The sequence below is a fragment of the Wolbachia endosymbiont of Litomosoides sigmodontis genome (assembly GCF_013365435.1).
Classification (GTDB): Bacteria; Pseudomonadota; Alphaproteobacteria; order Rickettsiales; family Anaplasmataceae; genus Wolbachia.
In genome coordinates this window covers 129950-147081 of sequence record NZ_CP046577.1, presented here as the reverse complement: position 1 = coordinate 147081, position 17132 = coordinate 129950, and the positions used below count along the sequence as shown (strand labels likewise).

The window sequence follows — 17132 nt, the reverse complement described above, 5'->3', positions numbered from 1 at the left end:
TATGTCGTCACAATTGTTGTTTGAATGTCTTTCAGAAGAAATACCATCAAGAATGCAGAACTCAGCTGCAGCTCAAGTTAAGAGTTACATCACCAATGCCCTCAATAAAAACAATGTGAAATTTGCATCTATAGAAGTTTTTATAACGGCACGTCGCATCACCCTTTTTGTTGACAATATAAGCATCTCTAGGCTAAAAAGCTCCAATGATGAAATTAAAGGACCAAATGTCAACGCGTCCAAAAGGGCCATCGAAGGTTTTTTAAGGAAGAATAAAAAAAACAAAACAGATCTATTCGTTCGCAAAGTGAATAATGCAGACTTTTACTGTATTAAAAAGGACGTTTGCTCATTTAACATAAGAGAATTTCTCAAAAGGCAACTAGAGGAAATGCTCAAAAATTTCTCTTGGCCAAAAAGCATGAGGTGGAGTGAAAGGAAAGAAAGATGGGTTAGGCCAATTAAAAACATTTTATGTATTTTAAATAACGAGATAATACCTGTATCTTTTGCAGGAATAACAGCATGCAATACAACATATGGCCATAGGTCTTTCTCAAGTGACACAGCATTAACTGTTAAAACACCTAAAGACTATTTTGAATTGCTAGAGAAAAGCAACGTAATCCTTCAGCCGGACAAAAGAAAGCAATTTATACTGGATCAGATCAACAAATTTGCAAAGGAGCGGAATCTACAACTTGAAAAAAATGATTATTTACTAAATGAATTAACAGGACTTATAGAGTGGCCAATTGTACTATTTGGTGAAGTGAACCAAGAGAAATCATTGAGATTACCAAAGGAAGTAATCCTTAGCATAATTAATACACAGCAAAGGTATCTTGCTTTGAGCAGTGGACAGAAAATCTCACATTTTATTACTGTTGTAAACGTTAACAATGATGAAGTTGTTAAAGGACACGCAAAGATATTGGAAGCTCGTCTTGCTGATGCCCAATTTTTGATATCTCAGGACAAAAAGGAAAACTTGGATTATTATGTCAAAAAATTAGACTCTATACTATTTCATGGTTCTCTCGGTAGTGTTGGAGAAAAAGTAAAACGCATTATAACTTTATCAAAATATATAGCAATATATGTTCCACGTGCCTCACTAACCAAAATTGAGCGTGCTGCATATTTAGCAAAAGCTGATCTAGCAACATTAATAGTAAAAGAATTTCCAGAATTGCAAGGAATAATGGGTGGATATTATGCTTCTTATTTCCAAGAAGACGAGGAAATAGTGGAAGCTATAACAGAACATTATAAGCCAATTAGACCAGAGCAAGAATGTTCCAAGTCTTCTACCGCAATTGTTATATCTATCGCTGATAAGGTAGATAGCTTGGTTGGTTTAATTGCAGCAGGTGAAAAAATTTCCGGCTCATACGATCAATTTGGTCTGCGAAGAATGGCAATAAGTATAATCAGAACAATACTCGAAAATAATTTGTATATTCCAATCAAGCCATTAATAAACAAATCAATATCTTTATACCCCAAACTTGCATTTACTAAAGATGCAACATCAGTTGATTGTCCCAATAAATTAACTAGAGCAGAGCTGGTACTTAAGTTTTGCTTAGAAAGATTCAAGGTCATTTTAAAAAACAGAGATATAAGGCAAGGCATTGTAGATTCAATATTATATAAAGATGATATTAATGATCTGCTCACAGCAGAAAAGCAAACTATTATATTGGATCGTTATCTTAGTACGCCCGAAGGCGAGCAGATTCTGAGCACTTATAAAAGGGTTAATAACATAGTTAACAAAGCAGAAAAAAATGATAATACTGCTTACAGCATGCCCTATAATAAGAAGTTTTTTATTGAAAGTGAAGGAATCGCATTATCAGATTATGCTATAATTGCTTGTAGAAGCATTAAACAAGCAATAAAAAGTGACGACTTTAATGCAGCGCTTAATGAACTTACTCAGTTCATCCCATTTATTAATCAATTTATGGACAGTGTAAAGATTAACTGTGCTTCTGATAAATTAAGAAAAAATAAATTATCTTTGCTTGCTAATGTAATTTCCACATTTCATTTAGTAGCACATTTTAACCTCATATAAGTTAAACAATGGGCTATGTTATAAATGTTCAAGCAATAAAAAAACAAATCGAATCATCTCCACAATCTTGTGGCGTGTACCAAATGATTGGAGATAAAGATAAAGTTTTATATGTTGGAAAGGCAAAAAACTTAAAATCAAGATTATCAAATTACCTTCGATATGAAAACCTTTCTGAACGAATTAAATTCATGCTCTCGCAAATTATTAAGATAAAAACACTTATTACTAATAATGAAATAGATGCACTACTTCTTGAAGCACGATTAATCAAATCACTGAAGCCACCTTACAATATTGTGCTTAAGGATGGAAAATCCTATCCTTATATAACAATTTCCAAGCACGACTACCCAAGAATAGCCCAATATAGAGGAAAATTTAAAAAAGATGGACTGTACTATTATGGTCCATTTACATCTACCACTGCAGTTAAGCAAACTATATTATCATTACAAAAGGCTTTTCTTCTGAGAATATGTTCAGATCAATATTTTTCCTCAACAAAAAGGCCATGTATTGAATATCAGATCAAACGCTGCTCAGCACCATGCGTAGACAAAATAACAAAAGATGATTATTATCAATCAGTAAAACAAGCACGAGACACATTACTTGGAAGGAATGAGAAAGTAAAAAAACAGTTATCCTCTACAATGGAAAAATTTAGCAAAGAAGAAAATTATAAGTCCGCTGCTGTATATAGAGATCGGTTAAAATTTCTTAAGCAAATTCAAATGCGGCCAATGGATTTTTCTTTTGAAAAAGATGCAGATTTTTTTAGTATTGCACGTAAAGAGGATCTAGCGTGTATTGGTGTATTATCATTTAGAAATAAAAACAATTATGGAAGCACTCCTTACTTTATTGAGAACTGTAGTGATCATCTAGATGATGAAATTTTATCCACCTTTTTGATCAATTTGTACAATTCAGTTAACATAGCTCCAACACAAATTTATATTCCTGACTTTGTTACCGATGAGGAAATTGTAGAGCAAGCACTACGTAACGTTACTCGAAAACCAATAAAAACCCTACACGCAAAAAGTAAAAAAGAACGTAATTTATTAAAATTTGTTTACGATAACTCACAGCATAGTTTAGAACAAAAGCTTGCTGATTATAAAAATAATCTAGAAAAACTTGAAGAGCTTAGCAAAGTTTTTCTGTTACCAAATATTCCAAGACGTGTCGAAGTTTATGATAATAGCCATACATCTGGAAATCAACAAGTCGGTGTCATGATTGTTGCAAGAAAAGAAGGCTTTTTAAAAAGTGAATACAGAAAATTTACTATCAAAGAAGAAATTTTAGGAGATGATTACAAAATGATGAAGGAAGTGCTAACCAGACGTTTCTCCGGTAATATAAAGGACGTAATCCCTGACTTTCTACTAATTGACGGTGGTCCAGGACATATTTCCGTAGTACAGAATGTGTTAAACACATTAAATATAAACGTTCCTTTTGCTTGCATAGCAAAAGGCTCTTACCGCAATGCAGAAAATGAGAGATTTTATATGCCAAACAGAGAAGATTTTACTTTGGAAAATAACAGCAAACTCATGCTTTACCTACAATCGCTACGTAACGAAGCTCATCGTTTTGCAATAACTTCGCACAGAAAAAAACGTGATAAGCAGTTTTTTATTTCACCGTTAAGCAAAATAACTGGCATTGGCAACAAAAGAAAAAATGCTTTGATGCATCATTTTGGCTCAATAGAAAATATAAGCAAAGCTTCTCTAGCTGAAATTCAAAATATAGCTAGAATTAGTAAGGGGTTAGCAGAAGTTATCATTAAATGCGTCAATAATAAAGAATAGACACAGAGGTATAGTTAAGATATAAGTGAAAAGACTTTAAATTTTTACTCTAACCTAGATTACACCTTAATTTAGCTCATCTCATTCTAATACTAATTCTCATTGTTAATAGGTCAAATAAGTAACATTGTAAAGTTGTTTAATTGCAGAGTGAGAACAGAGAGATGATAAATTTACACAGAGTGCTCTCAAGCAAAGCAATTATGTTATAGACTTTGCTACATAAAATGTTCTATTTTTATATACAACTAAAGTCTCTTAATAAGATTGAGCTATGGTGAGCATGGCAATAAGTGTATAATCTTGATATTTTTAGGTGTCTTTAAATTTTTCAACTTATATTAACTAGCACAATCAATGACAAGAAAGGTTTCTCTTATTCTTAAATATTGTGACATTTGTTCAAGAAACTACTTTACATACAATCAATGTTAACATTCGGTATAAATAAGCTAAAACTCCCCCTATTTCTAAGATTAACTATACTGAAAATAAAAAAATTTTCCACTTAATTTTACCTTAACTTGTGTTCTAATATCAATTCCCGCTATAAAAGGAACGGATAGGCAACAATGGGAAAGAAGTCATACCAAAGTAAATAAAATAGCAAGGTTTAAATGGCATTGCAATCAAAATTATTGGATAAAAAAAAGTCGTGAAATCGGCAAAAGAAATGCTGAAAAAAGTGTGAAATAGCACATATATTACAAAAAAATTAAATGCTGTAATTGCAGCAAAAAGCATAGTATAACGGCCTTAGCAAAAATAAGTTTCATTTCAAGAAATAGCACTAACTGCGTAGACAAAGTATCCAAAATTTAGAAGAGAAAAAAAATAGTTTGCTTTTCTTCAACATCGAAAAAAAATTAGATTGAATCAGAATCAATTTGAATAAGTTGAAGTATTGATACAAGAAAATCATAATATTACCATTAAAGAAATAAAAATAAGAACCCAGGAAAAATTTAGCTTAAATGTTAGCAAGGCTACATTATATCATAATACGCAAAAATGAAGTTTTCGTATATTCGCTAAGACCAATTTATAATAAACAAGAAGATAAAGGTAGACAGAAAAAGCTAAAAAACCTAATAGAGTCATCTTTTTTTGATAAATCGCAATTTGTCACACATTTGAAAGTTGGACATGGATAACTTAAAAAGGGCGCTAGAACATGGGTTAAAGTAAAATTAGAGAGATAAGTAAAAAACTTTTTATCTCTACAGCGCAGTTAATCTTAATAAGATGAAAAAAGTCCTAGTTGTTTATTTGCACCAAGTGTCAACACTGATTATATAAATATATTTCTTGAGCAAATATCACAATATTCAAGAACACGAGAAGCCTTTCTTGTCATTGATTGTGCTAGTTGATATAAGTTAAAAAATTTAAAGACACCTAAAAATATCAAGATTATACACTTGCCACCATATTTATCTAAACTCAATCCCATTAAGAGATTTTGGTTGTATATAAAATAGAACATTTTACGTAGTAAAGTCTATAACACAGTTGCTTTACTTGAGAATATTTTATGTAAATTTATTACCTTCTTTTTCACTCTGCAATTAAACAACTTTAAAATGTCACTTATTTGATCTATTAACAATGAGAATTAGTATTACACATCACAACTATAGCTGTACAAACATTTATTGTGTGAGATAACTTATACAATATAAAGTGTCATTCCAGCACTTGACGCTGAGTAAAGTTAGTCGTACTGTAATTCACTCACGTGGTATCCCTAGGTCCAGCTAATAAGTAACGAAACGATGATAGTAGCAAATATTAAGAAATTTACCAAAAAGAAAAAAAAGCAGAAGAAAACCTGTGTTAGATAGTGTTCACTCTCCAATCTATAAATTAGCATTCTATACTGCCTTAAACACTTTACAAGCACATTTCAGCTTATATTAGGTAAAAATCTAGAAATGTTGTAAAGCCATAAGGCTACATAGTGCAAAAAATCAAATACAAGATGCTAATTATATAATAGCTCGTCATTTTATTTATAAAGATTGAAGATAACTGGACACCTTCAGTGCTAGGCAAGAGAGTTGGGGCAAGGTTTGTTAAGTAGTTTTATATTCCTGTGAGTTACTAAATGACTGGTAGCTGTGCAACCAATCTTCTGACAAGAATGTCAAAAATAAAGAAATTCATTTCTATTATCTCATAATTCTTGTATAATCTTTCAAGTTTAATTGATAATCATGAAAATAATAATAGGTAGTGCTAGTAAAGAACTAAGAAAATTAATAGCTAATAAGCTAAATGTCCAGCTATCCCTTACTCAGGTGTCAAAATTTGCCGATGGTGCAATAAATGTGGAAGTGGAAAGTAACCTCTGCGGTAAAGAGGTATACATAATACAATCCATTTCTCCCCCTATGAATGACAACCTTATGGAGCTTCTGTTCATAATTGATGCAGTAAAGAGGTCAGGAACTAAAAGAATCACAACAATTATTCCCTACTATGGATATAGTAGACAGGATAGAATTATTAAAAATAACAATATGCAATCTGCCTTGAATGCCAAACTAGTTGCAAATCTCATTCAGACTGCAGGTGTAAACAGTATTGCAGTCATTGATTTGCACTCAAGTCAAATTGAAGGGTTTTTTGATATACCGCTAACTAATTTGAGTTGTTTTGAAGCATTCACTGACTCTATACATACAGAGAACTTGGCAATAGTCGCACCAGATATTGGAGCAATCAGTAGAGCACGTGCTTTTGCAAAGATTTTAGAGAAAAAGTACAAGGTAAAATTGAGTGATAAGATTATCGTAATAGATAAATTCAGAGAGAAAGTAGGCACATCTCAGGTAATGAATGTAATAGGAGAAGCTGCAAATAAAAATTGTGTCATTGTTGATGATATAGTCGATTCCGGTGGAACGTTATGTAATGCAGCCCTCACTTTAAAAAATCATGGAGCAAGGTCTGTAATTTCATGCATAACACATGGCATCCTTTCAGGAAATGCAATTGAAAAAATCTCTTTCTCCTCTCTAGACAAGCTAGTGATTACAGATACCATATTTCACAAACTTGAAAAAAGTGATAAAATAAAAATTATTTCAATTGCAAATATTTTAACTCACTTCATTCAAGGAGGTAAAGATGCAAACTAGGTCAGCAGAAGATGTTATCACTTCGCTAATAGAATTTGTAGACAAGAGAAAAGTAACAATCACTAAGGAAGAAATGCTTAAAATCGCACAGCTTGTAAGAATTAAGTTATCAAATGACGAAATCGAGCATTACTCTAAAGAACTGACAATGTTGGATTGGATACATAACATTTTATTACAAGTTAATACTAAAGACGTTTCCCCTATGCGCTATGGCAGTGTAGATAAGAACATTCATGTACGCGACGACATTATCAATTCCCAGAACATTAAAGAGGAAATACTATCCAATACAAAACATGAATATGGATATTTTGTAGTGCCAAAGGTTATAAATGATTAAAACAAGGTTTCTTTTTTTAAGAAAGATTTAGAAGGAATAGAGTTACCAATCGGTATGGTCAAGAGGTCCAATAACTTTACCTATGCATCTAATGCAATAACTAAATTGTAAAGTCTATTGAAGTCTATCATGAATGAAGTAGTGACATTTGGGTATTCTAATCTTTATATAAGTAAGTTAATTAAAAAAGCATTAAGAAAATGATATAGTGGTATACAGCTATGCGATGATAAATGAAGCAGAATGCAGGTAAAACAAAAAATACGCAAGATTTATTAAAAATGATCTAAATAAAGAAATTATTGTAGTTGGCTGTGTTGTCCAATTAGATCATGAATTTTATAGTAATATTTCTGGTGTAAGTAAAGCGTTAGGTAATTAAAATAAGCTAAAGACTGAAAATCACTTAATTAAGTAGCAAAAATATTAGTCAATGATAACCAGGCAAGTAAGTCAGAATCTGCTCTAATTGATAAATCCAAAGATAAGTCAAGAACATTCATCGAAGTTCAAAATTGCTGTAATTATAGCTGCACATTTTGCTCGCTTACTGAAGCAAGAGGAAATAACCGATCCATACTAATAAATAATACTATTGAAAAATCAAGATTTTCGTAGCAAATGGTTATCAAGAAGTAGTATTTACAGGAGTTGACATTACCGATTTTGATACAGATCAATCCAGCAAATCTTCACTTAATTCAATGGCCAGAAGAGTTTTAGAAATATGCCAGAATTAAAGAGGCTTAAAGCTCTCTCCTATTAATGCTGCTGAAGTTGATGATGAATTAATGGATTTAATAGTTAATAAATCAAGGTTTACACTGTATTTGCACTTAAGTTTACAATCTGATAACTATTTAATTCTAAAAAGAATAAAACATCGTCACAGAGAGAAAAAGTGATAAAATCTTGTCATAAAGCAAAAAGTTTAAAACCTAATATAATATACAGCGCTGATATTATTGCTGATCTTCTTAGGGAAACTGATAAGATATTCCAGGATAAAATTAATCTACTCAAAGAGACCAATATAGTGTTTATCTACACGTTTTTCCATATTCAAAGCAGAAGAATACAAATGCTATAGATGCTAAAGGATGTGCGTCAAGGAAGAGTAAAAAACTTAAGAAAATAAATAATGATGAGTAGCTTTTATCAGTCTTTAACAGGCACTAAACAAAGTACTCTAGTTAAGACAAATAATGTTGGTAGAGCAAAAAATCTCACATTAGTAAAACCAATAGCAAAGACTCAAGCTAAAAGTATTGTAAGAGCTATCATTATAGAAATGGAAAGTGGTTACTTAATTGGAAGTATTCTTCCCTAATTTTTTGATATGAGAAAAGCACTGTAAATTGTAAACTTACTTATGATAAAAAAAATTATTTTTTTAAATATATTGCTAATCTTATATATTAGTTTTTTTTCTGTTTATGCTAATGAAAGTTATTCAAATGATGAACAATTTATGGAAAATTTAATGTTTACAGGTGAATCTATATGCTATAAATCTAGAAAATGTAATGAAAAAGAGATTATATCAGTAAAAGATAAAAAACTTGATTTTTATATTAGCGCTAATAGCGGTAAGATATATTCTGATAACTCAGAAACACTTGTAAATGGTATAAAAGCAATTGGAGAAAGAGCTTCCATCTTAATTGAGAGACGTTATGGTACTATAATAAAAAATATAGTAGCAGATGAAATTGAAAGTATAAAAAAATTTGATGGTGAAATTGATTTTCAGTGGCTTAACAGCATATCTTTAGGCTACTATGCTGGAGAAAACGGCCGTATTGATTTCGAAACCATGTATTCTAAGGTCAATATTAAAAATAGTAATTTTCCTCCGGCACTTGATAGATCAGCTAGTATATTCTCATTCTTATTAAACTTTTACTATAATCCCAGTATTCAAGATATACAATTCGCTCCGTACATCGGCCTTGGTATAGGACCAATGATTTTCAGATTGAAAAAGATCAATGAGTCACCTCAGAACTCAATGCCACTAAACGTCCCATGGTTCGCTTACCAAGTAAGGCTTGGTGTTGACTATTCGATAACCACAAAAATCAAAACCTTCTTTGGCTACCGTTACTTCAGCATTCCGATACCTATTGCAGATGATATATCTACCCATAACATTGAAATGGGTTTGATATTCAACTTTTAGAGTAACGATTCAATATATATGTAAATTCTTATCTTCTTTATCAAACAAATCAAATATTGGCATATTGTTGCTTTTAGAAAGATAACAGCTTTTACATATTCTCATGTTATTTACTAATCTCTTTAATTTCTGATTTATCCATTACACCAAGGCGAGCTTTTCAAAGCTTTGCTTACCTTCTCTATGCTCTATAAGCTGCCAATTAACCATAATTTCACCACTCTTAATCTTTAACCATAGGGTTCATTTCTCTAATTTCAATAATTGGAATATTACTATTCAATTTAATTTGATTCTGCTGTGCAATGCACTTTATATTTGAATCTTTAGTGTAGACTTCACTTCTTGATAAAGTGGGGGGATACGTCTCTATGAGCATTTCACTAATATCAATATTAATGCTCAAATGAATTATTAACACTACATCTATTGGCACGCTATTCATTTTGGTCACTAAGATCTGACTTGAATCTTTAATATTTTTTTTGTGTACTATACCAATTTTCATTGTCAATGAGTCAAATAAGTAACACTGCAGAGTAAGAAAGAGAGGTAATAAGTTTGCACACAAAGCACTCTCGAGAAAGCAATTATATTATAGATTTTATAACGCAAATGTTCTGTTTTATATATAACCAAAGTTTTTTAATATGATTGAAGCTTAGATGAGTATGGTTGTAGGTATGTAATCTTGATATTTTTTGTGTACCTTTGAATTTTCTAACTTATTCCAATTAGCACAATCTATGGTAAGAAATGGTCCTCGTGTCTTAAATATTATAACAGCTGTTCAAGAAATATTATATTCACATAATCAGTGTTGACATAGATATAAACAAGTTAGAACTTGCTCCATTTTTAGGACTAACTGCAACTGCATAAATAAAAACTTTATCTACCTAATTTTACCTTAGCCTGTGTTCTAATATTAATTCCCAATGTACAAGAAACGAATAGACAATAATGAAAAAGAAGCCATGCTGAAGTAAGTAAAATACCAAGACTTACATGACGTTAAAATCAAAATCTTTGGATGAAAAAGTCATAGAATGAGTAAAAGAAATGCTGAAGAAAGTGCAAAATAATACAACTCTGCAAAAAAACTTAATGCTGTAACTGCAGCAAAAAAGCATAGTATATCAAGAATAGCATTAACCACATGGATAAACCATCTAAAATTTGGAAGAGAAGAAAAATTATTTAGCCCCACTAACACCATAAAAAAACTAGATTGAATTAGAATCAATTTAAACAAATTGAGCATGGATATAAAAAAATTCTAATACTATCATTAAAGAAGCAAGAATAAGAATCAGGAAAAAATTTGGCTAATACAATGTTCGCAAGTCTACAGTAATATGCAAAAAATGAAGTTTTCATATACCATGCCAAGACCAATTCACAATGAACAAGATAAAAGTATACAAGAAGAGTGAAAAAAACTTAATGAGATATTGTGGGCAAGTATCCTAAACAAGAGCTATTCAGTTTTGACGAATCAAGGTTTGGCACACATTTGAAAGTTATATATAGGTAATTTGAAAAGGACGTTAAAATATAGGTTAAAGTAAAATTAGGTAGACAAAATTTTTATTTTTATAGTTCTATTAACATAGAAATAGAGATAGTTTAACTCATTTGCACCAAATATCAATATTGATTATATGAATATATCTCCTGAATAAATGTTACAATGAAGCCTTTTTATCATAGATTATTGTTAATCTGAATAAGTTAAAAAATTCAAAGGTACATAAAAATATCAAGATTACATACCTACAACCATACTCACCCAAGCTTTAATCATATTGAAAAACTTTGGTTGTATATAAAACAGAACATTTTGCGTAATAAAGTCTATAATATAATTGCTTTCTCGAGAGCATCTTATGCAAACTTATCACTTACCTCTCTTTCTTACTCTGCAATTAAATAACTCTGTTGCAATGTCACTTATTTAACTCATTAATAATGAGAATTGATATATGAAGTTTACATAATAATTTTATGCATCAACAAATTTTCTACTGCACTTCTTCGCTAACATTAACAGAAATAAGTTGACTGCTTCTTGGCTATAAGATCAGTAAACTCTACAGGCAAAGTCATACCTCCGATACTGCTAGTTCGTTGTTTTCTGAAAGGAAGATTTCATTTTTACATCTCTGCAATGAACAAGTTATGTTCACTTACATCATAATGATTTTCACCTTCTATTTCAGCAAGGCTTTTATCATATCTTTGAATAGGTAAACATACACAAAAATAATAAGAAAAGCATCAAAAATTTTAAATATAGTCATTAAAAAATGCACATAAAACCATTCTAATAGATTTCTATAAAAATATTAAAAATATATTTAATTTTATTTTAACCAAGCAGAAGTAACGCTGAATACTAAAGGCCTTTTCACTATTATTAATCTTTTCTAGTATTAATCCAGAGTTTTTATTCATAATCTTTTTACTAGAAGCACATGCAAAAACTTCACTATAATTTTCTATACAAATTGATATAGCAAATTCAGAACTGTGTGCTAGTCCAGTTTATTTTCAAACTCATACTCTAGTATGAGTAACTTATTTTTTCGAGTCCACTCTTGCAGCAAGGTTTTAGGATCTTAAGGAGGACTGAAAATACCTTTAGCTTGCCACTTCCCAAACATTGGGTAACAAATTTTTCAACATCTATAAATTAGCCATCAATATAAATTACACCTATTAGTGCTTCAAGTGCATTTTCTAAACTTTTTTAATTACATCTTCCTTCATTGAAGGTTCACTATTATTCATAATAAACAACGTTACCCAATTTTATTTTTTCAGCACTATTAATAATAGTATCGCCACAAACTAAATCCGTTTCTCTTCTGCCAACTTTCCTTCTCTTTTTTCAGGAAATAGCCTAAATAGTATAGTAGATATAATCATATTCAAAATACTATTACCCTAAAATTCTAGCCTTTCTTAATTTTAAACTTGATTTTTGCTATTTCTTTACTTAATTTTAGATGATTTAATGCTTCTTCTAATGTCGAATCATTTTAAAGATCTATAGTTAATAATCACAGATATAGCATCATCAAGACTTCCATAGCCGTCGTTTTTTTAAGGAAGCATCCATCATCATATCTTCATACCAAAAATTAGTTTTACTCTACCAAAATAAGCTTCTAAAAATTGCAATCACAACCTACTGCCTCACCAATACTATTCAGTCCATCTTTCCTCATTAGCTCTGCAAGTTCTAGATTGATTTTATTCACAACTCGAGGCCCGTGATATATGAGAGCAGTGTATAATTGCACTAAAGATGCCCCTGCCTTTATTTTTTTATATGCATCAGCACCGCTTGAAATGCCTCCACACCCTATCAATAATATTTTACCTTGAGTGAGTTTGTACATGTCACTCAACAATTCTGTTGAAAGCTTAAACAATGGTTTGCCACTTAACCCACCACTTTCATCATGGTAAGAATGCAAGTTATCTCTACTGACTGTAGTATTGCTTATTGTCAAGCCATCAATTTTATACTCTAACGCAAGCTCAGCAATATCTTCCTTTGTCTGCTGACTTATGTCTGGAGAAATTTTCAACACTATTGGAACGGATTTGGAATTATCAATTGATTTTCTGGTTAGAGTTATGGATTTTAACAACTCTGACAATTCCTGCCTATTGTGCAAACTGCGTAAATTAGGTGTATTTGGAGATGAGATGTTTAGCACTATATAACTACTTTTTCCATATACCATCTTTATTAAGTCAACATAATCATTGACTTGGTCCTTTGATGCACTATTTTTCCCTATATTTATACCAAAAATACAGTCGTTAAGCCTGATTTTACCTATTTGCTTAAGAAAAAAGCCTATTCCCTTGTTATTGAATCCTAATCTATTTATTACTCCTTGATCTTCAATTAATCGAAAAATTCTAGGTTTCACATTTCCACATTGAGGATGTCTAGTGACAGTACCTGCTTCAATAAATCCAAAACCAAATGAAAGCATGGGTCTGATAACTTCTGCATTCTTGTCAAAGCCTGCAGCAAGACCCACAGGACTTCTAAATTTATTACTAAAGCAGTTTATACTTAAAGATTCTGGTAGTTCTATAGGTTTTTTGTAAGGCATTCTTTTCAACACCATGATTGCTAAAGAGTGGACAATTTCAGGTGGCAGTAAAAATAGCAAATCACGTAATATCATTCTTGTAAAACACTTCACTTACTTTTAGCTTATTTTCTATCACAAAACGCAGAGTATAACCATAACTTTAAAAGAAGAAGTTTCCTCATTGGTTATACTTATGAATCATGGATAAACTCTCCCCTCATGAAGCTTATTGGAGTACATCTAGCCCATTAGTCAAAAAAACTCTTGTTAAAGATGCAATAGAAAACACTTTAGACAAAGTAATACCAATTCCCCCTGTATAAGGAATGAATAGACAATAATGGAAAGGAAGCTGAAGCTATGCTGAAGTATAGTAGAATAGCTAATTTTAAATGGTATTGAAATCAAAATTTTTGATAAAAAAGTCGTGAAATCAGTAAAGGAAGTGTGAAACAACGCACAGCATAACATGCTTAGCAAAGACAGTTGTATTTCAAGAACAGAATTAACTGCACAGATAAAACACCTAAAATTTGAAAGAGAAGTAAAATTGTTTACTTATCCTCAATTTTGTAGAAAAATTGATTAAATCAGAGTCAATTTAAACAAATTGAAGTATGGATGCAAAAAAAACATAATAGCACAATTAAAGAAATGAGAATAAGAATCCATAAGGAATTTGGCTTAAATATAAGCAAGTCTATAGTATACCGTAGTATGCAAAAATGAATTTTTTTGTATATTGCGCCAAGACTAATTCACAATAAACAAGGCAAAGATAGAGAGGAAGAGTCTAAAAAAACTTAACAAGATTATTGATAAGTGTTCTGAAGAAGAGTTATCATCCTTTGATGAATCGTAGTTTGATACACATTCAGAAATTGGACATGGGTGATTTAAAAAAGGTATCAGAATATAGGTTAAAATAAAATCAGAGTGCAGTTAATTCTAGAAATTGAGAGAGTTTTAGCTTAATTTAAGCACAAAGAAAGCCTTTTTTATCACGAACTCTATCAATTAGCATAAGTTAAAAAATTTCGAGAGATTTTAATTATATATAAAATAAAACATTTTACATAATGAAGTTTATAATATAATTACTTTATTTGAGAGCGCTTTGTGCAAATTTACTACCTCTCTCTTTCACCTCATAACTGAACAACTCTACAATATCAATTATTTCACCACTAACAATAAGAATCAGTATAAATAACAGCTTTAGTACTATGACAAAAAAGAGGTCGGCGAAATTCTCGTCAAAAATAGTTTTTTTGCTTCATAGTTGAGACGTTACCAAAAGTTTGTTATATAGAAAAACTTTTACAAGGTGTAACTTACCTCAAACTTCTTGCAATATCAAGTGCTGCATAAGTGAATATTGCACTTGCACCTGCACGTTTAAAGCCAATCAAAGACTCGTAAATTACTTTATCATAATCCAGCCAACCATTATTCGTTGCAGCTTTTATCATAGCATATTCACCACTTACTTGGTAAGCAAAAATCGGAAAATCAAACTTATCACTCGCCATTTTTATTATATCTAAATATGGCATACCTGGCTTTATCATAATAAAATCTGCACCTTCATTTATATCCATCTCAATTTCACAAATTGCCTCTCTTGCATTTCTGTAATCCATTTGATAGCCACTTTTATCAATAGGATTTGATGACATAGATGAACCAACAACTTGCCTGAATGGCGCATAAAAGCTGGAGCAATATTTCACTGCATAAGACAATATTGAAACATCATAAAAGCTATTATCATCTAACGCTTTTCTTATCTTCTCTACCCTACCATCCATCATATCAGAAGGCGCAACTATATTGCATCCTGCTTTTGCTAAAGCAAGAACTTGCTTGCACAATATTGACACCGTTTCATCGTTTTCCACATCTATCCGATTGCTTTTTAAAATACCATCATGGCCATGAGTAGTGTACGGATCTAGTGCAACATCTGCGATAATACCAATGCCAGGTACCTTTAATTTTATAGCACGAATTGCCTTGCAGATTAAGTTGTCAGCATTGTATGCTTCCTCAGCATTTTCAGATTTTAATTTACTATCAACTACAGGAAAAATTGCAATAGCATTAATTCCTAAATCCTCAGCTTCTTGAGCTATAGAAATTAATCCATCTATTGAGTAACATTTTATGTCAGGTAAGCTGGAAACTGGCTCAGTTATTTCTTTCTGGTCATGAACAAACAGAGGAAGAATTAAATCATTTACTGACAAAGTGCTTTCACTTATTAAAGTGCGAACCCATTTGCTTGAGCGCCTGCGTCTTAACCGTGTGCTTGGGAAATTAAACATCATACCTCCCCTCAAATTATCTTAACAGAAGTAAATATCAATGGCATTTCTGTAATTTCTTCTCAAATTTCATTTTTATGAAAAAAAACATATAATTTATCTTTCTTATCAAGAGATTCGCCTTCCTATTTCACGCATCTCTCTTACTTCATCAATAGAAAGGCCTCAGCTATAACACTTATAGACATATACCCTGCCTTAAGTGAATTTTTTGCTACTGCTACTTTAGCCTTCCTCTCATCTTCCCACTCTACCCTTCTTTGCTCCAAATTTGATACCTTTCTCTTCACTAATTTTAATAGCTCCTTCTCTGTCTTTTTCAGTAGCAAGATTAAGTCTGTATTTAAGGATAGATTTTTCTTTACATAGATCCATTACTCTTTCTGCATACACTACTAGATCTTTTCCATCTTAACGAAACTTATCCAATTCATCATATACTAGCTTTATTATTAGTGCTTTTTCGTCAATCTTTTTTAGATCTATTTCAGTGACATCTTTTACATTCTTAAAAAAGAAATACCAAAACTTTACTATATTTATTAATTGTTTAACTTTATTTTTAGAAAATTTAGGTAACTCAATAAAGACAAGCTGAAAACTTTCCAAGCAATGCCCATTGATTTTTATATCACGCGTACTATGAGTAGAGATATAATTAACTTCTTCAGGAAGAAAGTCACCATTGAAAATAGCAATAAAGAAAAATTTCTTTAAATCAATGTAATTACCAAATTTACCTAATTGTCTTGAGTAAGATTTAGCAGCATAAAATTGAGCAAGTTTTTCAAAGCCTTTATCTCTAGCAAATTGCATCTCAATTACATATCTAGCTTCAGTAATACCCTCGCAGAGAATATCAACTATGCTTTGTTTATCAGAAGCAATTTCAGGATCCATTATAGCACTTATATCAGTGGACCCTAAAATATCATTGAGAACGTAAATAAAAATCTTCTTATTCTTTTCAATGCCAAAGATTTTCTTAAACATTAGCTCTAATTTCAGATCGAGAAATTTTAATAAAGGCATGGCACAAGAATCTTTAAAGCTTTAATATTACATACTATAATACAAAACTTATCAAAAAATTTTTGATAT

8 protein-coding genes and 5 pseudogenes are annotated in these 17132 nt (G+C 31.0%); 8 read left to right on the top strand and 5 right to left on the bottom strand.

The annotated features are described in order from the left end of the window. Position 1: 1 nt before the first annotated feature. The 7 genes and pseudogenes from glyS to GOY07_RS00610 all read left to right on the top strand — a co-directional run bounded on the left by glyS (position 2) and on the right by GOY07_RS00610 (position 9583). Positions 2–2086: a glycine--tRNA ligase subunit beta gene (gene glyS / locus GOY07_RS00640; protein ID WP_175837434.1), complete on the top strand. Its 2085-nt coding sequence runs from the start codon at positions 2–4 to the stop codon at positions 2084–2086. A gap of 8 nt (positions 2087–2094) precedes the next feature. After that, a complete protein-coding gene (uvrC, locus tag GOY07_RS00635; RefSeq protein WP_175837432.1) occupies positions 2095–3915 on the top strand; it encodes an excinuclease ABC subunit UvrC in 1821 nt (606 codons plus the stop codon). A gap of 617 nt (positions 3916–4532) precedes the next feature. Continuing rightward, a pseudogene (locus GOY07_RS00630) lies at positions 4533–5513 on the top strand (IS630 family transposase). Positions 5514–6131: 618 nt separating this feature from the next. Next, positions 6132–7058: a ribose-phosphate diphosphokinase gene (locus GOY07_RS00625; protein WP_175837430.1), complete on the top strand. Its 927-nt coding sequence runs from the start codon at positions 6132–6134 to the stop codon at positions 7056–7058. After that, on the top strand, positions 7048–7401 hold the full coding sequence (gene gatC, locus GOY07_RS00620) for an Asp-tRNA(Asn)/Glu-tRNA(Gln) amidotransferase subunit GatC (RefSeq protein ID WP_175837428.1): 354 nt from the start codon (positions 7048–7050) through the stop codon (positions 7399–7401). Before GOY07_RS00625 ends, gatC begins: the two co-directional genes overlap by 11 nt. 1141 nt (positions 7402–8542) lie before the next feature. Next, positions 8543–8731, top strand: a complete 189-nt coding sequence (locus tag GOY07_RS04290) for a hypothetical protein (RefSeq protein ID WP_246224426.1) — start codon at positions 8543–8545, stop codon at positions 8729–8731. A gap of 42 nt (positions 8732–8773) precedes the next feature. Then, positions 8774–9583, top strand: coding sequence for a P44/Msp2 family outer membrane protein (locus tag GOY07_RS00610; protein ID WP_175837426.1), 810 nt, complete (start codon positions 8774–8776; stop codon positions 9581–9583). Positions 9584–9806: 223 nt separating this feature from the next. On the opposite strand, the gene GOY07_RS04580 is transcribed toward GOY07_RS00610, so the two are convergent. Further along, complete coding sequence (locus tag GOY07_RS04580) at positions 9807–10091, bottom strand: hypothetical protein (protein ID WP_175837424.1); 285 nt, start codon at positions 10089–10091, stop codon at positions 9807–9809. Between the two features lie 554 nt (positions 10092–10645). On the opposite strand from GOY07_RS04580, the pseudogene GOY07_RS00600 reads away from it, so the two are divergent. Next, positions 10646–11515 (top strand): annotated as a pseudogene (locus GOY07_RS00600) (transposase). A gap of 405 nt (positions 11516–11920) precedes the next feature. Here the strand turns inward: GOY07_RS00600 and GOY07_RS04575 are convergent. The 4 genes and pseudogenes from GOY07_RS04575 to GOY07_RS00580 form a co-directional block, all read right to left on the bottom strand. Continuing rightward, positions 11921–12658 (bottom strand): annotated as a pseudogene (locus tag GOY07_RS04575) (ribonuclease III domain-containing protein). Positions 12659–12756: 98 nt separating this feature from the next. Continuing rightward, positions 12757–13840, bottom strand: a pseudogene (locus GOY07_RS00595) (quinone-dependent dihydroorotate dehydrogenase). Between the two features lie 1198 nt (positions 13841–15038). Beyond that, complete coding sequence (gene hemB, locus GOY07_RS00590) at positions 15039–16031, bottom strand: porphobilinogen synthase (RefSeq protein WP_175838464.1); 993 nt, start codon at positions 16029–16031, stop codon at positions 15039–15041. Positions 16032–16174: 143 nt separating this feature from the next. Continuing rightward, positions 16175–17063 (bottom strand): annotated as a pseudogene (locus GOY07_RS00580) (Rpn family recombination-promoting nuclease/putative transposase). Positions 17064–17132 lie beyond the last annotated feature (69 nt).

Excerpts from the sequence above, each read along its gene's own strand:
- uvrC (WP_175837432.1), top strand. The coding sequence starts at position 2,095 with ATGGGCTATGTTATAAATGTTCAAGCAATAAAAAAACAAATCGAATCA.
- GOY07_RS00625 (WP_175837430.1), top strand. The coding sequence starts at position 6,132 with ATGAAAATAATAATAGGTAGTGCTAGTAAAGAACTAAGAAAATTAATA.
- GOY07_RS00610 (WP_175837426.1), top strand. The coding sequence starts at position 8,774 with ATGATAAAAAAAATTATTTTTTTAAATATATTGCTAATCTTATATATT.
- GOY07_RS04290 (WP_246224426.1), top strand. The coding sequence starts at position 8,543 with ATGATGAGTAGCTTTTATCAGTCTTTAACAGGCACTAAACAAAGTACT.
- hemB (WP_175838464.1), bottom strand. The coding sequence starts at position 16,031 with ATGTTTAATTTCCCAAGCACACGGTTAAGACGCAGGCGCTCAAGCAAA.
- glyS (WP_175837434.1), top strand. The coding sequence starts at position 2 with ATGTCGTCACAATTGTTGTTTGAATGTCTTTCAGAAGAAATACCATCA.
- GOY07_RS04580 (WP_175837424.1), bottom strand. The coding sequence starts at position 10,091 with ATGAAAATTGGTATAGTACACAAAAAAAATATTAAAGATTCAAGTCAG.
- gatC (WP_175837428.1), top strand. The coding sequence starts at position 7,048 with ATGCAAACTAGGTCAGCAGAAGATGTTATCACTTCGCTAATAGAATTT.